This is a genomic window from Mesorhizobium sp. WSM4841, assembly GCF_055811515.1.
The window spans coordinates 67772-88188 of sequence record NZ_JBVVQC010000002.1; the positions used below are offsets into that span (position 1 = coordinate 67772).

The window sequence follows — 20417 nt, forward strand, 5'->3', positions numbered from 1 at the left end:
GACATATATTCTGTCGCCCGAATACGATCAATAGCGCGCATTGACCCAGGCAGACGGGCGGGTTAAGCGCAAACGCCGGTTTCCGGCCTGAAATAGATTGTGTTAGGAAACCAACGACAAGGGCGCGCTACCGCCCGGACGATTATTGGGGACGGAGATTGATGGCGGTTTCGAAATCCAGCTACGATTACGAGGAACTGCTTGCCTGCGCCCGCGGCGAGCTGTTCGGACCTGGAAACGCCCAGCTCCCCTATCCGCCGATGCTGATGTTCGATCGCATCACCGAAATCAGCGAGACGGGCGGTGCCTTCGACAAGGGCTTCATCCGCGCCGAATTCGACATCAAGCCGGACCTGTGGTTTTTCGCCTGCCATTTCATCGGCAATCCGATCATGCCGGGGTGCCTGGGCCTCGACGCCATGTGGCAACTGACGGGCTTCTATCTCGGCTGGCTCGGCGAGCCGGGCAAGGGCATGGCACTGTCGACCGGCGAAGTGAAATTCAAAGGCATGGTGACGCCGTCGGTCAAGAAGGTGGAATATGGCGTAGACTTCAAGCGCGTGATGCGCGGCCGGCTGGTGCTTGGAATCGCCGATGGCTGGCTGAAGGCGGATGGCGAACCCATATACGCAGCAACGGATCTCAAGGTGGGTCTGTCCAAGCAATCGGCCGCCGCCTAACCGGCGCCTTCACAGCGCCGCGAGTCCGCGGGACGCGCAAGGAAGCTGTAGAACTTTAATTTGCGCATGATCCTGGTCCGACAGGTTTCGGGTTCATGCGCTGGAAGGAGTTGCGAATGAGACGGGTCGTAGTGACGGGCCTCGGCATCGTGTCGTCGATCGGCAACAATGCCAACGAGGTGCAGGCCTCGCTCCACGATGCCAGATCCGGCATCAGCTTCTCCGATTCCTTCGCCGAACACGGCTTCCGCTGCCAGGTCTGGGGGGCGCCGACGCTCGACCCTTCCGCGCTGATCGATCGTCGCGCCATGCGCTTCCTGTCGCAAGGCGCGGCCTGGAACCATGTCGCCATGGACCAGGCTATCGTGGACGCTGGACTGGGCGAAAACGACATCACCAATGAGCGCACCGGCATCGTCATGGGATCGGGCGGACCGTCGACCCGAACCATCGTCGAAGCCGCTGAAACCACGCTCAAAAACGGCAGCCCCAAGCGCATTGGTCCGTTTGCGGTGCCGAAGGCGATGTCGTCGACCGCTTCGGCGACGCTCGCAACCTGGTTCAAGATCCACGGCGTCAACTATTCGATCTCTTCGGCCTGCTCGACCTCGGCGCATTGCATCGGCAATGGCTACGAACTGATCCAGTGGGGCAAGCAGGACATGGTCTTTGCCGGCGGCCATGAGGACCTCGACTGGACGATGTCGGACCTGTTCGACGCGATGGGCGCCATGTCCTCCAAGTTCAACGACCGGGCATCGGCCGCCTCGCGCGCCTATGACGTCGATCGTGACGGCTTCGTCATTGCCGGCGGCGCCGGCGTGCTGGTGCTAGAAGAGCTCGAGCACGCCAAGGCGCGCGGCGCAAAGATCTACGCCGAGGTCGTCGGCTATGGCGCGACCTCCGACGGCTACGACATGGTGGCGCCCTCGGGCGAAGGCGCGGTGCGCTGCATGCGGCAGGCGCTGGCGACCGTTTCTTCGCCGGTCGACTACATCAACACGCACGGCACCTCGACGCCGGTCGGCGACTCCAGGGAAATGGGCGCAATCCGCGAGGTGTTCGGCGACAAGATGCCTTTCATCACCTCGACGAAATCACTGACCGGCCATTCGCTGGGTGCGGCCGGCGTGCAGGAATCGATCTACTCGATCCTGATGATGCAAGGCGGCTTCATCGGCGAGAGCGCCCACATCGAGCAGCTCGATCCGGAATTCGAGGGCATGCCCATCGTGCGAGAGCGCATCGACGATGCCAGGATCGACACCGTTTTGTCCAACTCGTTCGGTTTCGGCGGCACCAACGCAACGCTGATTTTCCAGCGCTATTCCGCATAAGGATTGCCGACCATGGACGGATTGATGAAAGGCAAGCGTGGGCTTGTCATGGGTGTCGCCAACGACCATTCGATCGCTTGGGGCATCGCCCGAAAACTGTCCGAACATGGGGCAGAACTCGCCTTCACCTATCAGGGCGAAGCCTTTGGGCGCCGGGTCAAGCCGCTTGCCGACAAACTCGGCTCCTCGCTGGTCGTGCCTTGCGACGTCGAGGACAGCGCATCGGTTGCCGCTACCTTCGAGACCTTGGGCGAGGCCTGGGGAGGGCTGGACTTCGTCGTCCACGCCATCGGCTTTTCCGACAAGAACGAGCTGAAGGGCCTTTACGCCGACACCAGCCGCGATAATTTCGTCCGCACAATGGTCATCTCCTGCTACTCGTTCACCGAGGTCGCCCGTCATGCCGCCGCGCTGATGAAGGACAGCGGCTCGATGATCACGCTGACCTATGCCGGTTCCGTTCGTGTCATGCCGAACTACAACGTCATGGGCGTCGCCAAGGCCGGGCTGGAAGCCAGCGTCCGCTATCTCGCCAACGACTACGGCCCGCGCGGCATTAGAGTGAACGGCATATCCGCGGGACCGGTGCGGACATTGGCGGGCGCCGGGATTTCCGATGCACGCCACATGTTTTCCTACCAGCAGCGCAACTCGCCGCTGCGCCGTACGGTGACCATCGACGAAGTCGGCGGTTCCGCGGTCTACCTCCTGTCCGACCTGTCGTCAGGCGTCACCGGCGAAATCCACTATGTCGATTCCGGCTACCACATCGTCTCGATGCCGGCGCTCGACGAGCTGAAGCGGACCGACAACGTACGAGATTAATTCGGCCCGTAAAAATGCGACGGCCTTGCTGGCAAGCAGACTGGAACGATGGTCGAAGAGCGCGGCCATAGATACGGCGCCTTGCCGATCTGCACTGAACTCCGCGTTCAGCGGCGCGCCGCGAGAACCTTGAACATGCCATCGCGGGCGATCTCGGCATGGCTGGAGAAGGCGGCCGCCAGCATCGGCTCGTAGGGAAGCTGACGGTTCGCCACCATAAACAGCCGCCCACCCGGCTTCAGCGCCTTTGCCGCGGCGCGGATCATGCGGGCACCGATCTCCGGCTCGGCCGCCCGGCTGCGATGGAAGGGCGGGTTCATGACGATGGCGTCATAGCGCCGCTCGACCGGCTCGCTCAAAAGATCGATCCAGAAGAAATCGGCTTCCGCCGCTGTATTGCCAATATTGCCTTTCGCCGCCTCCAGCGCATCGAACTCGGCCTCGTAGAGATCGAGCGCCGATATGCCAGGTGAGCGGGCGGCGACCTCGGCCGCCACATAGCCCCAGCCGGCACACAAATCGGCAACTTTGCCACGCAGGTCGCCGGGCAGATTGTCGACCAGCAATTTCGAACCTGTATCGATCTTGTCGAAAGAAAACATGCCTGGCGCGGTGCGGAAACGGCCCTCGAGCAGAAGGGTTGGATTGGCGGCGCGAAGCGCTGCCGCGACCGCAGCATCGGCAGGTCGATGAAACCAGAAAGCGATGCCGTGATGTTTCGGCAAATGGCCGTCGAGCGGCACAAGCTCGCCGATGCGCTTGCGCAGGCTGGCAATGCCATCGTCCTTGGCACCGGCGACGATAATCGATCCGCCCGGCCTCACACGCTCAATCGCCTCAGCGATGTGCAATTCGTTTTGCCCGCGATGACGGCCGGCAAGCACCAATGCCGCATCGAAACCTTCGCCTTCCGGGCGCGGCGTGACCGTGAAGCCCGACCCCTGCAGCGCGCGAAAATGCGGGCGGAAGCCTTGCACCAGATGCAGTGCCGCATCGAAACCTTCGGGCAGGCGGAAGCCGGGTTCAGCGCCGAGAAAGAGGACACGCTCGCCCTTACGCGGCAGGGGGACAGCCTCGGCCTCGAACGGATGGAACAGTGTCTTCAGGGGCTCGGCGGACATTCTTCGATCTCGAAATGCAGCTGGCTTGTCTAGAAAATGAAACGGGCGCGACCTGTCGGCGCGCCCGTTTCGATTGTATCGCTTCGCATCGGCCCGAATCGGAATCGATTTCGGAAAGCACGATGCGAACATTCAAAGCCTTAGAGCGTACTATGTGCGTCCATTTTGGACGCACGTCGCTCTAAATCGCTCAGGCGGCGTCTTCTTCGCCTTCGGCCTTCTTGTCGCGGGCGATTTCCTTGCCCGTGGCCTGGTCGACGACCTTCATCGACAGGCGGACCTTGCCGCGTTCGTCGAAGCCCATCAGCTTGACCCAGACCTTGTCGCCTTCCTTGACGACGTCGGAGGTCTTGGCGACGCGATCGGTCGCGAGCTGCGAGATGTGGACGAGGCCGTCACGCGGACCGAAGAAATTGACGAAAGCGCCGAAGTCGGCGGTCTTGACGACCGTGCCCTCGTAGATTTCGCCGACTTCCGGCTCGGCGACGATGGTGTGGATCCACTTCTTCGCCGCCTCGATCTCCTTGGCATTGGACGAAGCGATCTTGACCGTGCCGTCGTCCTCGATGTTGATCTTGGCGCCGGTCTTTTCGACGATCTCGCGGATGACCTTGCCGCCCGAGCCGATCACGTCGCGGATCTTGTCGGTCGGGATGTGCATAACCTCGATGCGCGGCGCGAATTCGCCGAGTTCGGCACGCGCGCCAGACAGCGCGTGGCCCATTTCACCGAGGATATGCTGGCGGCCGTCCTTGGCCTGGTCCAGCGCGATCTTCATGATCTCCTCGGTGATGCCCTCGATCTTGATATCCATCTGCAGCGAGGTGATGCCGTTGGCGGTGCCGGCAACCTTGAAGTCCATGTCGCCGAGATGATCCTCGTCGCCGAGAATGTCGGAGAGCACCGCGAAGCGCTCGCCTTCCTTGATGAGACCCATGGCAATGCCGGCGACCGGCTTGGCCAGCGGAACACCGGCATCCATCAGCGCCAGCGAGGTGCCGCAGACGGTGGCCATCGACGACGATCCGTTGGACTCGGTGATCTCGGAGACGACGCGCAGCGTGTAGGGGAACTGGTCTGATGTCGGCAGCATCGGGCGGATCGCGCGCCAGGCCAGCTTGCCGTGACCGATTTCGCGGCGGCCGGGCGAACCCATGCGACCGGTTTCGCCGACCGAATAGGGAGGGAAGTTGTAGTGAAGGAGGAACTTCTCCTTGTACATGCCGGTCAGCGAATCGACATACTGCTCGTCCTCGCCGGTGCCGAGCGTGGCGACGACCAGCGCCTGGGTCTCGCCGCGGGTGAACAGCGCCGAGCCGTGGGTACGCGGCAGGACGCCGACTTCGGAGACGATCTTGCGGACCGTCTTCAGATCGCGGCCATCGATGCGCGAACCGGTGTCGAGGATGTTCCAGCGCACGACCTTGGCCTGGAGCTCCTTGAACACGGTGCCGATCTGTTCGGACGTGTATTTTGCTTCCTCGCCTTCGGCGGGTGCGAACGCAGCCTTGACCTTCGCCTTTACGGCGTCGACGGCGGCATAGCGCTTCTGCTTGTCGGTGATCTTGTAGGCATCGCGAAGCTCGCCTTCGACGATCTTCAGCATCTCCGCTTCAAGCGCCGAATAGTCCGGCGCGGTGAAATCGCGCGGATCCTTGGCGGCGACCTCGGCCAGCTTGATGATCGCGTCGATCACCGGCTGGAAGCCGCGATGGCCGAACATAACGGCGCCGAGCATCAGGTCCTCGCCGAGTTCCTTGGCTTCGGACTCGACCATCAGCACGGCGTCGGAGGTGCCGGCGACGATCAGGTCAAGCTTGGATTCCTGCATCTCGTCGACATGCGGATTGAGCACATATTCGCCGTTGATGTAACCGACGCGGGCGCCGCCGATCGGACCCATGAAAGGGACGCCGGACAGCGTCAAGGCCGCCGAGGTGGCGACGATCGACAGGATGTCCGGGTCGTTTTCGAGATCATGCTGGACGACGGTGACAACGATCTGCGTGTCGTTCTTGTAACCGTCAGCGAAGAGCGGGCGGATCGGACGGTCGATAAGGCGGGAAACCAGCGTTTCCTTTTCGCTCGGACGACCTTCGCGCTTGAAATAGCCGCCCGGGATCTTGCCGGCGGCATAGGTCTTTTCCTGATAGTTGACGGTCAGCGGGAAGAAATCGAGGCCGGGCTTCGGTTCCTTCATCGAAACGACGGTGGCGAGAACCTTGGTTTCGCCGTAGGTGGCGAGCACCGCACCGTCAGCTTGGCGCGCAATCTTGCCGGTTTCGAGGATGAGCGGACGGCCGCCCCATTCGATTTCCACTTTGTGGTGATTGAACATGTCTTGTCCTTCATATGCGGAAAGGGCCGCGCCGTTTCACCGTGCGCGAGTGCCCCTTTCCCTTGGCTTCGTTTCTCGGGCAGCCACGGGCAAGACAACGGGAAGCTCGGGTAAATCCGGCGCGGTGCCGGGCGAGCGTCCTGCAATCCTGCCCCATGACCGTCCATGGGCGGTTTCGAATGGCCCTGTGCTATCTCGAAACCGGGTCTGGCCAATCGATCCGACTGGCCTTGCGCATGACCCCGAAAACCGCGGCTCTCGGAAAATGCCTTGCGCAAATTCAAAGTCTCAGAGCGTACTATGTGCGCGTCCAAATCGATGCGCGGCGCTCTACTTCCTTCATTAGAGCAATGGACTGCTCCAATGCGCGACCGGCGGGCCCTCGAAAGAACCCGCCGGTCAATTCGTCAACGGCGCAGACCGAGCTTCTCGATCAGCGTCTGATAGCGCGCGTCATCCTTGCGCTTGAGATAATCAAGCAGGCTGCGGCGCTGGGAGACGAGAGCGAGCAGACCACGGCGGGAATGGTTATCCTTCTTGTGGTCCTTGAAATGGTCGGTCAGGTTCTTGATGCGCTCGGAAAGGATGGCCACCTGGACTTCCGGGGACCCGGTATCGCCCTTGGCGGTTGCGAATTCACCCATCAATTCCTTCTTGCGCTCGGCAGTAATCGACATCGTGTTTTTCCTTATCTGTTTGAGGAAACGGGACGCCCTCGGCCGGGATGTCGTCCAGCAGGGGCCGGTACAAGCAACGTGTCATTGCACGATGCTGCGGCGCATATAGTGCAATTCAGGCAAAAACACCAGCCCAATTCACAAGCCGGCTTTTTGCTGCACAAACGAAGATTTGTCTTCGGCTAAAGCCACTTCTTCCATCTGAAGAAGGCAACAAGCCCGAGCGCAACAACGGCCATGAACACGAGCGCCGCCGGATATCCGTATTGGGCCTTCAGCTCCGGCATGTTCCATGGCGAGGTTTCGGGATCGAAGTTCATGCCCCACACGCCAGCGAGAAAGGTGAGCGGGATGAAGATCACCGAGACGATCGTCAGATAGCTGATGACATCGCTGGTGCGCGCCTGGCTCAGCGACAGATGCATCTCGATCAGGCCGGTCAGCATGTCGCGCTGGGTTTCGACCAGTTCGATGAGCCGAAGCGAGTGATCGAGCGTGTCGTTCAGGAAGATCTTGGTCTCGGGCTTCACATAGGGCACGTCGTTGCGGATCAGCGTCGCCAGCGCATCGCGCATCGGCCAAAGCACCCCCTTCAGCACATTGGCGTCGCGCCGCAACTCGTGAAGCCGCCGCATCTGGTGCTTGTCCGCCGCGCGCAGCATCTGGTCCTCGATGCTGTCGACCAATTCGCCGGCAGCCTCGATCGGCGGGAAATAGCTGTCGACAATGGCGTCGATCAGCGCATAGGCGAGATAGTCAGCGCCGCGTGCGCGCAGCCGGTTGGGCATGGAGCTTGCGATGCGCTTGCGCACGGGATCGAACGGATCGCCTTCGCGCTCCTGGAAGGTGACGACGAAGTTTCTGCCGAAGAAGACCGCGATCTGCTCGTAACGATGCGCGGTGACATCGTCGATCATCCTGACGACGACGAAGGCATGGTCCTCGAAGAAATCCACCTTCGGCCGCTGGCCGGTGTTGACGACGTCTTCCAGCGCCAGCGGATGCAGGCTGAAAATCCGGCCGATCTCCTCGATCAGCGGGATGTTGGCGAGACCGGTACAATCGAGCCAAATGACCGGCCATGTGTCGCAATGAGCGTTGACGTCGTCGATGCTGGCATTTTCGATTGTCTCGAATTTGTCGGGCGACATCAGCGTCAGTCGCAGTTCGCTGCGCCGCGCCGCGGGGTCGGCGATCAGCGTGCCCGGTGATGCGCCGACCGGCGGCCGCCGCGCTGTCACCGGCGCCCGCTTCTTGATCGTCTCGGCCTTTGCCATGTGCCCCTCGGATGTTACGTCTGATCGAGATTAGACGACGGGACTCACCCGGCAAAGACCCGCTTCGGCTTGAACATGCCTTGTTCGACGGCGCCGATGGCGACCAGCTTGCCGCGCGCCGTAGCGCAGGCTTCCTCGGCTTCCACCGGCGCGTCGCGGCCACGGATGATGACCGGATTGCCGAGGCGGATTTTTGTTGCAGCGTCGTCGCTGATCGCGATTTGCGGCAGGCAGTCGAGCGCGGCCGATGTGTCGACCAGAAGCGCATCGATGGCGTCGAAATCGACAGGCACCGTGTCCGCTGAATCCGAACGTTCATCGCCCTGTTCGCCGAATCGAGCGGCTTCCAGCTCGGCGATGGTGACGAAGTCTTCCTGCGTGAACGGCTCGACCTCGATCCGGCGCAGTTCGGCGATATGACCGAAACAGCCGAGGTCGCGGCCCATGTCGCGGGCCAGCGAGCGCACATAGGTGCCCTTACCGCATTCGACCTCGAAAATGGTGCGATCCGCACTGTGCTCAATCAGGTCGAGACGGCCGATCTCGACCTCCCGCGCCGGGATGTCGACCGTCGCGCCGTCGCGGGCAAGGTCATAGGCGCGCTCGCCTGCGATCTTGATGGCCGAAAATTGCGGCGGTGTCTGCATGATGATGCCGGTGTATTTCGGCATCAGCAAAAGCACATCGGCTTCTGCCGGACGCTGGTCGGAGCTTTTCGTCACCGGCCCTTCGAGGTCATCGGTCGAACGCTCCTCACCCCAGGCAACCGTGAAGCGGTAGACCTTGGCGCCATCCTGGACATAGGGCACGGTCTTGGTCGCTTCGCCGAGCGCAATCGGCAGCATGCCGGAAGCGAGCGGGTCGAGCGTGCCAGCATGGCCGGCCTTTTCCGCCTGGAACAACCATTTGATCTTGGAGACGGCTTCGGTCGAGCCCATGCCGACGGGCTTGTCCAGCACCAGCCAGCCGGAGATCGGCCGGCCCTTCTTCTTGCCGCGACGCGCCACTATTCTTCGTCCTTGTCGCTGTGTTTATTCTGGTCGCCGGGGCCGAGATCGCGCGCCACTTCGGGCGAGTGCAACAATTCGTTGATCTTCTGGAAATTGTCGTAGCTGGTGTCGAGCCGGAAGCGGAATTCCGGCATGTACTTCATCTGCCGGAGCGCGCCGGAAACGCGGCCGCGGATGAATTTCGCATGCTTGTTGAGCGCTTCGACCACCGCATCGGCATCGCCAGCGCCGAGCGGCGAGACGAAGGCGGTGGCGATCTTCAGATCGGGCGACATGCGCACCTCCGAGACCGAAACCACGGCGTTCTCGACCAGCGGATCGATGATCTCGCCGCGTTGCAAGGTTTCCGACAGCGCATGGCGCACCTGCTCGCCGACGCGAAGCATGCGCTGGGATGGACCTGACGTGGTTGAACGGGGCATTTTTCTCTATCCTGAAATCGTGAGGCACGGGATGGGACCGCGCCGCATGTCTCATATGCTTTGGGCGGCAGCCTTTCGACCACCGCCCGGTCTCAGTAGATGCTCGAACTCAAGTTGCTCGAAACTCAGAGCGTCCTGGTCACCATCTCGACGCGGAAGCACTCGATGACGTCGCCGACGCGCATGTCTTCGTAGTTCTGGAAGGCCATGCCGCATTCCTGGCCGCCCGGGACTTCCGCGACTTCGTCCTTGAAGCGCTTCAGGGTCTTCAGCGTGCCTTCGTGGATGACGACGTTGTCGCGGATCAGGCGAACGCCCGCACCGCGCTCGACCTTGCCTTCGGTGACACGGCAGCCGGCGATCTTGCCGACCTTGGTGATGTCGAAGATCTCGAGGATCTCCGCATTGCCGATGAAGGTCTCGCGACGCTCCGGCGAAAGCAGGCCGGAGAGCGCCGCCTTCACGTCATCCACGAGGTTGTAGATGATCGAGTAGTAGCGGATCTCGATGCCTGCCGCCGCGGCAGCAGCACGCGCCTGCACATTGGCGCGGACGTTGAAGCCGATGATCGCGGCACCCGAGGTTTCCGCCAGCGACACATCGCTTTCGGTGATGCCGCCGGCGCCCGCATGGACGATGCGCGCACGCACCTCGTCGGTGCCGAGCTTGTCCAGGGCCGCGCTGATCGCCTCGATCGAGCCCTGCACGTCGCCCTTGATGACCAGCGGGAATTCCTTCAGCCCGCTCGTCTGCAGTTGCGACATCATCTGTTCGAGCGAGCCACGCTGGCCGGCATGCTTGGCCACCGCCTTCTCACGCGCCAGACGCTGGCGGTATTCGGTGATCTCGCGGGCGCGGGCTTCGTTGTTGACCACGGCGAAGCGGTCGCCGGCCTGTGGGGTTCCCTGCAGACCGAGCACCTCGACCGGCATCGCCGGCGGCGCTTCCTTGATCTGCCCGCCGCGGTCGTTGACCAGCGCGCGCACCCGGCCCCATTCGTTGCCGGCAACGAGGATATCGCCAGGCATCAGCGTGCCGGTCTGGACCAGCACGGTGGCGACGGGGCCGCGGCCCTTGTCGAGCTGGGCTTCGATGACGACGCCCTCGGCGGTGCGGTCCGGATTGGCCTTCAGGTCGAGGATTTCGGCCTGCAGCAGGATCGCTTCGAGCAGCTTGTCCAGATTGGTACCCTTGGTCGCCGACACTTCGACGTCCAGCACCTCGCCGCCCATCGATTCGACGAAGACTTCGTGGCGCAGCAGTTCCGAACGCACCTTCTGCGGGTCGGCATCATGCTTGTCGATCTTGTTGATCGCCACGATGATCGGAACGCCGGCCGCCTTGGCATGGCTGATCGATTCGATCGTCTGCGGCATCACGCTGTCGTCGGCCGCCACCACGAGGATGGCGATGTCTGTCGCCTGGGCGCCGCGGGCGCGCATCGCCGTGAAGGCGGCGTGGCCGGGCGTGTCGATGAAGGTGATCCTATGACCGTTCTTCTCGACCTGATAGGCGCCGATATGCTGGGTAATGCCGCCGGCCTCGCCGGACACGACATTGGCATTGCGGATGGCATCGAGCAGCGACGTCTTGCCGTGATCGACATGGCCCATGATGGTTACCACCGGCGGACGCGGCTCGAGATCTTCGGGACGATCGGCGATGTTGAACAGGCCTTCCTCGATGTCGGACTCGGCGACGCGGCGAACCGTGTGGCCGAATTCGGTGGCGACCAGCTCGGCCGTGTCGGCGTCGATGACGTCGCCTGGCTTCAGGATCTGGCCCTGTTTCATGAAGAACTTGACCACATCGACGGCGCGCTCGGACATGCGCTGCGCCAGCTCCTGGATGGTGATGGTTTCGGGCAGTATCACTTCGCGCATGACTTTCTCGCGCGGTTCATTATGCAGCGCGCGCTTGAATTTCTCCTGGCGCCGACGCATCGACGACAGCGAACGCGCTCGCGCATCCTCATCGGAAAGTGCGGCATTCAGCGTCAGCTTGCCGCGGCGGCGATCTTCTTCGCCCTTGGTCGGCTTGGCCGGACGCGCCACTTCGGGCGTGACGGGACGGCGCACGGGCGCTCCGGCGCCGGTGCGCTTCGGCTTGACGTCCTCGTCGTCGACCGTCGCCAGTTCGGCAGCCAGCGGCGCGCGGCGGCGCGCCTCTTCCTCGGCACGCCGGCGGGACTCCGCTTCGGCCTGCAGCCGGGCTTCTTCCTCGGCCTGGCGGCGCGCGGATTCCTCGCGCTCGCGACGGCGGCGCTCTTCATCCTCGGCGCGGCGCTTGGCCTCGTCGATGGCGCGCTGGCGATCCTCGACGTCGCGCACCTTCGAGCCCTCAAGGGCCCGGCGGCGCGCCTCCATCTCGTTGCGCGACAATTCGTTCAGCACCATGCCGCCGCGTTCGACCGGCGGCAGAGGCGGCGGCGCCTTGGGCGCCTCCTGCACAACGGGCGCTGCCACGACCGGCGGCTTCGGCGTGAAGACGGACGGGGCAGCGGCCGGCTCCGGCTTGTCACCGGGCAGCGAGAACTTGCGCTTCTTGGTCTCGACCACGACCGCCTTGGTGCGGCCATGCGAGAAGCTCTGGCGCACGGTGCCCTGTTCCGTACCGGGGCGCTTCAGCGTCAAAGTCTTCTTCGGCGTAACACTCAACGTCTTGTCGTCGCCCGATTTCGTATCGTTCATTCCATATCCTCTGCGGCATCATCTTCGTCAGCAACGGCCGCAAGCATTGCCAGATCGTCCGGGGAACCGCCCCGATATCGGTCGAGCGCAACCATGCGCTTCTGGACCGCCCTGCCCGCGTCTCCCGCGAGAACGGCAGCATGTATCACATTTGTACCCCCCAATGCCAAGCTCAACTCGGCCTCGGAGAAAAGTTTGTAGGCAGGGATGGCGGGGCCGCCAAGGCGGACGGTTGCCCGTCGCGCCTGGCTGATCTTGCGGACGCCGTCATCTGACGCCTCGGTCGCATGCAACACGAAAAGCGCCAGCCCACCACGCACCGCGCTCTCGACCTTGGTGGCGCCGAGCGCGATCGCGCCTGCCTTGCGGGCAAGACCGAGCATGCCCAGAGCGGATCTGGAAAGCAGCCCGTCGACCATGCCGCCGAGATCTGTCGGCACGGTCACCTGCGCCTTGAAGGCGCGAGCGAACAGGTTCTTCGCTGCCGCCTTGTCGATATGTAGGCGGTCGGCGGTCACCCAGCAACCGCGGCCGGGCAGGTTTTTCTTGATATCCGGAACGACGGCCGAATCCGGGCCGACGACGAAACGGATCAGTTCATCCGGTTCGGCTTGTCTGCGCGTGACGATGCAAGTGCGATCGTTCATCTCGTCCAAGGGCGGGTTGTGTGCGATGCGGTTTCACCTCACGCACCAACGGCTTCGTCAGCCGTCACGTCTTCGGCTGCAAGCTCGTCTTCGGTGATCCAGCCGGCCTTGAGGCGAGCGGCCAGAACCATCTGCTCGGCATCGGCACGCGAGACGCCGTGACTGGCGAGCACGCCGGGGAACACCTTCGTCTCGCCGTCCTTGCGTTCCTTCCAGCCGGTCAGGTCATCGGCCGCATAGCCGGCGAAATCCTCGATCGTCTTCACGCCGTCCTCGCCGAGTGTCACCATCATGGCGGTGGTCACGCCGGGAATCTCGCGCAGCTCGTCCTTGACGCCCAGCGCCTTGCGCTTCTCGTCATGCTCGGCTTCGATCTTCTCCAGATACTCGCGGGCGCGGGCCTGGATTTCCGAGGCGGTGTCCTCGTCGAAGCCGTCGATCGACGCGATCTCGTCAGCATCGACATAGGCGACTTCCTCGACGCTGGTGAAGCCTTCGGAGGCGAGCACCTGGCCGACCATCTCATCGACGTTGAGCGCATCCATGAACAGAGCCGAGCGTTCGACGAACTCCTTCTGGCGGCGCTCGCTCTCTTCCTGCTCGGTCAGGATGTCGATATCCCAGCCGGTGAGCTGCGAGGCGAGCCGGACGTTCTGGCCGCGGCGGCCGATGGCCAGCGACAGCTGGTCGTCCGGCACCACGACCTCGATGCGTTCAGCGTCCTCGTCGAGCACGACCTTGGCGACTTCCGCCGGCTGCAGCGCGTTGACGATGAAGGAAGCGGCCGAAGGCGACCACGGAATGATGTCGATCTTCTCGCCCTGCAATTCGCCGACCACCGCCTGAACGCGGCTGCCGCGCATGCCGACGCAGGCGCCGACCGGATCGATGGAACTGTCACGCGAGATGACGGCGATCTTGGCGCGCGAACCCGGATCGCGGGCGACCGACTTGATCTCGATGATGCCGTCGTAGATTTCCGGCACTTCCATGGTGAACAGCTTCGCCATGAACTGCGGATGGGTGCGCGACAGGAATATCTGCGGACCGCGCTGCTCGCGGCGCACGTCATAGACATAGGCGCGGACGCGATCGCCATATTTGTAGTTTTCGCGCGGGATCAGCTCGTCGCGGCGGATGATCGCCTCGCCGCGGCCGAGATCGACGATGACATTGCCGTATTCAACGCGCTTGACGGTGCCGTTGACGATCTCGCCGATGCGGTCCTTGTACTCGTCATATTGGCGATCACGCTCGGCCTCGCGCACCTTCTGCACGATGACCTGCTTGGCCGACTGGGCGGCGATGCGGCCGAAATCCATCGGCGGCAGCTGTTCGGCAATGAAGTCGCCGAGCTGGGCGTCGGGATTGCGCTCGCGCGCCGAGGAAATGGCGATCTGCGTCGCATAGTCGTCGACCTTCTCGACCACCTCCATCAGCCGCTGCAGCTTCATCTCGCCGGTATTCGGATTGATGTCGGCACGGATGTTGGTTTCCTGGCCATAGCGCGAGCGCGCCGCCTTCTGGATCGCATCGGCCATGGCGGCGATGACGATCGACTTGTCGATCGACTTTTCACGCGCGACCGCATCGGCGATCTGCAGCAGTTCAAGCCTGTTGGCGCTTACAACCATCGTTTTTCTCCCGAGCTTGTTGCCGAGCCTTGCGCCCGGCAGCCCAATCACATTTCCTGTTCGGTTTCATCTTCCGCGCCCGCTTCTACGCCCTCTGGCGCGTCTTCGGGTTCGCCGCGGCGCTTCTTAGCTTCCTTGCGCGCCCTGTTGTCCTTCGACAGTGCGTCGCGGATAAGGTCGTCGGTCAGGATCAGCCGTGCTTCGGCAATCGCATCGTAGGGCACACGCACCGTCGGCTGTTCGCCATAGGCCGCCTTGTCGCGCTCGATCAGCACGCCGTCCGCGTCGCTCTCGGCGATCTTGCCCTTGAAGCGCTTGCGGTCGGCGACAAGGACCGAGGTTTCCATCTTCACCAGATGACCCGTCCAGGTCGCGAAATCCGACTTACGGACCAGCGGCCGGTCGATACCCGGCGACGACACTTCGAGATGATATGCCTTTTCGATCGGATCATCGACATCGAGCGCAGGCGACACCGCCCGGCTGACCTCTTCGCAATCCTCGACGGTCATGGTGCCGTCCTCGCGCTCGGCCATGATCTGCAGCGTCAGCCCGTTCTGGCCCGTCAGATGCACCCTGACAAGGCGGAAGCCGATGGCACGCAGCACCGGCTGCACGATCAACGCGATGCGCGCATCGATGCCGCTTTCGCGGATGATGCGGTCGTCGCTGTCGGATACCGTTGCCGTCATTCTATTCCTGTCGCTTCATGGGCGGTCGGAAGCTAACAAAAAAGAGCGGGACCGGGTGGACCCACTCTTCGCCATACCGACCAAGAATTTGAGCCTGATATAGACGATCGCGGCCGTCGTTTCAAGTCCGCATGCAGCCCGCATGCAGGGCCGGGCGAAACTGCCTGGGGCGGCAGCCTTGCACAGGACGCATGGCGGCCATGCGGCGACGTCCCTGTGATATCAGGCAATACGCGCCTATCTATGTTGCGCTGCACAAATCCAATCACGCATAGCAGCAGGCGAAAGGGCATAATCATGACCAACCGCAAGGTTTTCTCGGCCATCGGCGATTTCTTCACCGTGTTCGGCAGCGCCGTCGCCGCTTCGCACGCCGTCGAAGCCGGCCGCAAGCCGCGCGCGCACGATCTGCGCAATCTCGGCATGGATCCGGCCTCCTTCCACAAGATCGGCCGCTTCTAAGACCGGCGATGCAGGGCGAGGACATCTTTGGTCCTCGTCGACGGCAAAGCGCGCGATGCGCGATGCTTAACGAAATATGCCTATCTTCGGACGAAGGTGAGATAGGCCGGCCGCCGGCCTTCGCGAATGGCCTTAGCTTCGTAGCGGGTACCCGGCCAGCCCTCATAGGGCCGCTGCCAGTCGGCTGCCTCTTCAGCCTGCCACGCAAACGCACCATGTGCCCGGCAGTGCAGCAGCGTCCAGTTCACATAGCTATCGATATCGGACGCAAAGCGGAATTTTCCGCCTGACTTCAGCACGCGGGCGAGACGGTCGAGATTGACCGGACTGACGAAACGGCGCTTCCAGTGTTTCTTCTTCGGCCAGGGATCGGGATAGAGCAGGTCGATGCCGTCTAGCGAGGCTTGCGGGAGCCAGTCGAGCAGGCGTGTGGCGTCGTCGTCATAGACCCGAAGATTGGCAAGTGGCCGTTTCGTGACCGCCATCATCAGCTTGGCCATGCCGTTGACGAAAGGCTCGACGCCGACAAAACCGGTCTCAGGAGCCGCCGTCGCCCGATGCAGCAGGTGCTCGCCGCCGCCGAAACCAATTTCGAGATGAATGGCGCCGACGTCGGCTTCGAACAGGCTGCGCAGTTCGGCCGGCGGTCCGGCCGTCAGATCGAGGCGGTAAGTGCTGAAGCCGCTTTCCAGTGCCGCCGCTTGCTGCGGACGGATGGTCTTGCCGCGCCGGCGACCGAAAAATGCTTCGGTCGCACGGCTTGGCCGGTCTTTCGGATCCATGGACGCCGCGGCTAGGCCGCGACTGCTTCGGCCGGCGCTTCGGCAAGTGCGTCCTTGAGCGCCTTGGCGAGATCGGTCTTTTCCCAGGAGAAGGACCCGTCGCGGCCGGCCTTGCGGCCGAAATGGCCATAAGACGACGTCTTGGCGTAAATCGGCTTGTTGAGATCGAGGTGACGGCGGATGCCGGACGGCGACAGGTCCATCACGGTGCGCAGCGCCTGCTCGAGCTTTGCCTCATCGACCCTGCCGGTGCCGTGCAGGTCGACATAGACCGACAGCGGCTGGGCGACGCCAATGGCATAGGAAAGCTGGATGGTGCAGCGATCGGCGAGCTTGGCGGCCACCACGTTCTTGGCGAGATAGCGTGCCGCATAGGCTGCGGAACGGTCGACCTTGGTGGTGTCCTTGCCGGAAAAAGCACCGCCGCCATGGGGTGCGGCACCGCCGTAAGTGTCGACGATGATCTTGCGCCCGGTCAGGCCGGCGTCGCCGTCTGGCCCGCCGATGACGAATTTGCCCGTCGGGTTGATGTACCAGTTGCAGCTGTCGGCGATCTTCAGGTCGCCCAGCGCCTCGCGGATATAAGGTTCGACGACGTTGCGGACCTTCTTCGAATCCCAGCTGGCGTCGAGATGCTGGGTGGACAGCACGATTTGCGTCACTTCCGCCGCCTTGCCGTCGACATAGCGGACGGTGACCTGGCTCTTGGCGTCCGGCCCGAGCCGGCCGGCGTCGCCGTTGCCCTCATGGCGCGCGGCGGCCAGCAATTCGAGGATCTTGTGGCTGTAGTAGATTGGTGCCGGCATCAGATCCGGCGTCTCGCGGCAGGCATAGCCGAACATGATGCCCTGGTCGCCGGCCCCTTCCTCGCCTTGCCGGTCGGAGGCATTGTCGACGCCCTGGCCAATATCAGGCGACTGGCCGTGCAGCAGAACCTCGATCTTTGCCGTTTTCCAGTGGAAACCGGCCTGTTCATAGCCGATTTCGCGGATCGCCTTGCGGGCGGCCGACTTGAACTTCGCCGGATTGACGAGCGGATGACCGGCGGCATCCATCAGGATGTTGCCGGCCTTGTCCTTCTTGAGCAGGGTCTCGGGGACGCGCACCTCGCCGGCGATGACGACGCGATTCGTGGTCGCCAGCGTTTCGCAGGCGACGCGGACCTTCCAGGGGTCCATGCCGGTCTTTCTGGCCTCGCGATAGACCAGATCGACGATCTCGTCGGAGATACGATCACAAACCTTGTCGGGATGACCCTCGGCAACGGATTCCGAGGTGAATAGATAGTTTTGCCGCGTCACGGGTGTCCCCTCTTGAAAAAATATCGGCACGCTGCCGATTGGCGCGCCACGTGTTAGCTGTGCCGGGCGGCGCTCGTCAAGCGGTGCGGCCATTCTGGTGTAAAAATCGCGCTGTTATCTTATACCAACTGCGACCGGCTGTGACCGGCGGCAGGATGCCGCCAGCGTGCCTTAGCTCCAACACGTGCTTAGCTTCAACACGTTGATGAAAAAGACTTTGAGCATGGGCGTCGAGCAAAATCGATCCGCTCTCCGGCATGCCTATGGGATGTAAATTCCACGATGCGCGAGATCGCGAGAATTTGCCTGCCCCGCTATGACGGCCTCGCCATTTCCGGCTTTTCAAGGGTCGCCAACTCAGTCGGCCCAAATCAATCGACTTCGTCGGTGGAAAGGGCCTTCACAAGCTCGATGATCTTGCGACGTATCTTCACGTCGGCGATCTTGACGAAGGCCCGGTTGAGTTGAAGACCTTCAGGAGTGCCGCAGAATTCGACGGCAAAAGCCATTGATGCATCCTCGGCAAATCCGCGGTTGCCCACGGTCTCCTGGCCCGGCGCGTCCTCGAAAAAGAAAGCGACGGGAACGCCGAGTATCGAGGCGATTGCCTGCAACCGGCTGGCGCCAACGCGATTGGTCCCCTTTTCGTATTTCTGTATCTGCTGAAACGTTATGCCGAGGTTCTCGCCCAGCTTCTCCTGACTCATTCCCAACATATTGCGACGAAGCCTGATGCGACTTCCGACATGGATGTCGATAGGATTCGGCTTCTTCTTGTTTTCTTCTGCCATTTTTTCCTCGCCGAATTTTTCCGGCTTTTTGTGTTTTTCTGCCCAAACGAAGCCGGCGGCCAGTGCCCCAACACAACGACGTACCGACTTCGAGAAATTTCAGGCCGTTACAGTATGAGTTTCTAATGTGTCGACTGTCAATTCGCCCGTAGCTTTTGCCTTACATTCAATGTGAAAGCGGCCAGGGCAAACAGCAACAAGATCAGCAGTCCGTTAATGCGTCTTTGGCTGGAAGAAACGATGGCTTGATTGGAAATCGGAACATGGACATCGACGGCTCCGCGTGCGTCGATCGCCAGTGCATCGAGGATGCGCCCGCGCGGATCGACGACAGCGGAGATGCCGTTATTGGCTGCACGCAACAAGGGCACCCCGTTCTCCACAGCACGAACCTGCGCCTGCCTGAAATGCTGGTATGGACCCGGCGTGTCACCGAACCACGCGTCGTTCGTGACATTCACAATAAGCTCAGCTGACGGAGCGTCAATCGCCACCAGATCGGGAAAGATGACTTCATAGCAAATGAACGGAAGCATGCGGATGCCACCGGACAGCGTGATCGGATGCCGCTCATTGCCGGCCGCGTAGGTCGTCGGCCCGGCGACGAGCTGTTTGAGTCCTAAGCGGCCAAGCAGGTCGGCAAAAGGCAGATATTCGCCAAAGGGCACCAGATGAACCTTGTCGACAGCATCTGCAATTTCACCCTTGTCGTCGATCGCCACCACCGAATTGTAGTACCGCCTGTCGGCATCTGCTGCCGAGCCGCCCTCCTCCCGGACGACGCCGGCGATCAGCATCTGGCCGTCGCCAAGCATCTCTCCCAGAGCGGTCAGCGCATCGGGACGTTCGGCGAAAAAAAACGGCACGGAGGTTTCCGGCCACAGGATCAATTGCGGCTTGTCATGGCCGGCCTGCGGCGCCTCGGCCGAAAGCCCCATCAGCATGGCGAAGATCCGGTCGGGCACCGAAGCGTCCCACTTCTCGCTGAGGTCGACAGCCGGCTGCACGATGCGGACGTCGATTGCGCGGGTTGCGGGCTCGACCTTGGCAGCAAGCCTGACATAGCCGAAGCCGACATGGGCCGCGACGAGAACGGCAAGCAGTGCAGCTCCCAGGCGGACATGCCGGCCCGCCGCAAGCAGGGCCGGCAGTGCAAAGACGAAGACCGCCAGCGCGTTCATGCCGACCATGCCGGTCACCGACACGCTCTGCATAAGCAAGGGCACCGGCATCGCCGCGTAGCCGACGGCATTCCACGGGAACCCGGTGAACAGAAAATCGCGCAGCCATTCCGCCAGGCCGAAGCCGAAGGCAAGAGCGGCGATGCGGCCGATGTCGTTGCTCCACAGCAGCCGGGCAACCGCTGTTGCGAAGCCGTAGAAAAAGGCGAGCGCCAGCGGAATTCCGACCACTGCGAAGGGCAGCGCCCAGGCGAAACTGTCGGCCTCGACCAGAAGTGCCGAGCCGATCCACCACAGGCCGGCGAGAAAATAGCCGAAGCCGAACCACCAGCCGATGGCGAAAGCCGGCCGCAAACGCCGGAACCAACCATCGGAAGCTTCGCCGGTCGCACCGTCGAGAAGCCAGACCAGCAGCGGAAACGAAACGAAACCGACGGCGAAGAAATCGTAAGGCGCCTGGGCAAGAACCGCCAGCGCCCCGGCAAGAAACGCCACAAGGGCGCGACGCCAACCCCATAGCAGAATTATCCGGCCGGCCAGGCGCTTCATC

General features: G+C 62.6%; 18 protein-coding genes. 4 read left to right on the top strand and 14 right to left on the bottom strand.

Features of this window, described 5'->3' with window-relative positions:
• Nucleotides 1-161: 161 nt before the first annotated feature.
• From fabA to fabI, 3 genes are all read left to right on the top strand, one after another.
• The gene (gene fabA / locus AC0L14_RS02350) at nucleotides 162-680 is read left to right on the top strand and encodes a 3-hydroxyacyl-[acyl-carrier-protein] dehydratase FabA (RefSeq protein ID WP_023802127.1); all 519 of its coding nucleotides are present in this window, start codon (nucleotides 162-164) and stop codon (nucleotides 678-680) included.
• A 116-nt stretch (nucleotides 681-796) separates the two neighbouring features.
• A complete protein-coding gene (gene fabB / locus AC0L14_RS02355) occupies nucleotides 797-2017 on the top strand; it encodes a beta-ketoacyl-ACP synthase I (protein ID WP_123147394.1) in 1221 nt (406 codons plus the stop codon).
• A gap of 12 nt (nucleotides 2018-2029) precedes the next feature.
• Nucleotides 2030-2842 (top strand): enoyl-ACP reductase FabI, encoded by an 813-nt coding sequence (gene fabI, locus AC0L14_RS02360; RefSeq protein ID WP_473526076.1) that lies wholly within the window; start codon nucleotides 2030-2032, stop codon nucleotides 2840-2842.
• 107 nt (nucleotides 2843-2949) lie between these two features.
• On the opposite strand, the gene AC0L14_RS02365 is transcribed toward fabI, so the two are convergent.
• The 10 genes from AC0L14_RS02365 to rimP form a co-directional block, all read right to left on the bottom strand.
• Nucleotides 2950-3963, bottom strand: a complete 1014-nt coding sequence (locus tag AC0L14_RS02365; protein ID WP_473748540.1) for a class I SAM-dependent methyltransferase — start codon at nucleotides 3961-3963, stop codon at nucleotides 2950-2952.
• 190 nt (nucleotides 3964-4153) lie between these two features.
• Entirely contained in the window at nucleotides 4154-6301 is a 2148-nt protein-coding gene (gene pnp / locus AC0L14_RS02370; RefSeq protein ID WP_095493596.1) for a polyribonucleotide nucleotidyltransferase, read from the bottom strand.
• 407 nt (nucleotides 6302-6708) lie between these two features.
• Entirely contained in the window at nucleotides 6709-6993 is a 285-nt protein-coding gene (rpsO, locus tag AC0L14_RS02375) for a 30S ribosomal protein S15 (RefSeq protein ID WP_407660271.1), read from the bottom strand.
• Nucleotides 6994-7160: 167 nt separating this feature from the next.
• Nucleotides 7161-8255: a magnesium/cobalt transporter CorA gene (gene corA, locus AC0L14_RS02380; RefSeq protein WP_473748541.1), complete on the bottom strand. Its 1095-nt coding sequence runs from the start codon at nucleotides 8253-8255 to the stop codon at nucleotides 7161-7163.
• A gap of 44 nt (nucleotides 8256-8299) precedes the next feature.
• Nucleotides 8300-9262 carry a tRNA pseudouridine(55) synthase TruB gene (truB, locus tag AC0L14_RS02385; protein ID WP_473483842.1) on the bottom strand — a complete coding sequence of 321 codons (963 nt, stop codon included), beginning with the start codon at nucleotides 9260-9262 and terminating at the stop codon, nucleotides 8300-8302.
• Entirely contained in the window at nucleotides 9262-9687 is a 426-nt protein-coding gene (gene rbfA / locus AC0L14_RS02390; protein WP_473636203.1) for a 30S ribosome-binding factor RbfA, read from the bottom strand. Before rbfA ends, truB begins: the two co-directional genes overlap by 1 nt.
• A gap of 125 nt (nucleotides 9688-9812) precedes the next feature.
• Nucleotides 9813-12377 (bottom strand): translation initiation factor IF-2, encoded by a 2565-nt coding sequence (infB, locus tag AC0L14_RS02395; protein WP_473748542.1) that lies wholly within the window; start codon nucleotides 12375-12377, stop codon nucleotides 9813-9815.
• Nucleotides 12374-13024 carry an RNA-binding protein gene (locus AC0L14_RS02400; protein ID WP_473483849.1) on the bottom strand — a complete coding sequence of 217 codons (651 nt, stop codon included), beginning with the start codon at nucleotides 13022-13024 and terminating at the stop codon, nucleotides 12374-12376. The genes infB and AC0L14_RS02400 overlap by 4 nt, the downstream gene beginning before the upstream one ends.
• Nucleotides 13025-13062: 38 nt before the next feature.
• On the bottom strand, nucleotides 13063-14658 hold the full coding sequence (gene nusA, locus AC0L14_RS02405) for a transcription termination factor NusA (RefSeq protein WP_352951398.1): 1596 nt from the start codon (nucleotides 14656-14658) through the stop codon (nucleotides 13063-13065).
• Nucleotides 14659-14705: 47 nt separating this feature from the next.
• Nucleotides 14706-15350 carry a ribosome maturation factor RimP gene (gene rimP, locus AC0L14_RS02410; RefSeq protein ID WP_473748544.1) on the bottom strand — a complete coding sequence of 215 codons (645 nt, stop codon included), beginning with the start codon at nucleotides 15348-15350 and terminating at the stop codon, nucleotides 14706-14708.
• 297 nt (nucleotides 15351-15647) lie between these two features.
• Here rimP and AC0L14_RS02415 point away from each other — a divergent pair, with 297 nt between their 5' ends.
• Nucleotides 15648-15812 (top strand): hypothetical protein, encoded by a 165-nt coding sequence (locus AC0L14_RS02415; RefSeq protein WP_473748545.1) that lies wholly within the window; start codon nucleotides 15648-15650, stop codon nucleotides 15810-15812.
• A gap of 80 nt (nucleotides 15813-15892) precedes the next feature.
• Here AC0L14_RS02415 and trmB read toward each other — a convergent pair whose 3' ends face one another.
• The 4 genes from trmB to lnt form a co-directional block, all read right to left on the bottom strand.
• The gene (trmB, locus tag AC0L14_RS02420) at nucleotides 15893-16594 is read right to left on the bottom strand and encodes a tRNA (guanine(46)-N(7))-methyltransferase TrmB (protein WP_473748546.1); all 702 of its coding nucleotides are present in this window, start codon (nucleotides 16592-16594) and stop codon (nucleotides 15893-15895) included.
• An 11-nt stretch (nucleotides 16595-16605) separates the two neighbouring features.
• The gene (gene metK, locus AC0L14_RS02425) at nucleotides 16606-17895 is read right to left on the bottom strand and encodes a methionine adenosyltransferase (RefSeq protein ID WP_473748547.1); all 1290 of its coding nucleotides are present in this window, start codon (nucleotides 17893-17895) and stop codon (nucleotides 16606-16608) included.
• A 371-nt stretch (nucleotides 17896-18266) separates the two neighbouring features.
• The gene (locus AC0L14_RS02430) at nucleotides 18267-18686 is read right to left on the bottom strand and encodes a helix-turn-helix domain-containing protein (RefSeq protein WP_123146516.1); all 420 of its coding nucleotides are present in this window, start codon (nucleotides 18684-18686) and stop codon (nucleotides 18267-18269) included.
• Nucleotides 18687-18823: 137 nt separating this feature from the next.
• Nucleotides 18824-20416, bottom strand: coding sequence for an apolipoprotein N-acyltransferase (lnt, locus tag AC0L14_RS02435; protein ID WP_473748548.1), 1593 nt, complete (start codon nucleotides 20414-20416; stop codon nucleotides 18824-18826).
• Nucleotide 20417 lies beyond the last annotated feature (1 nt).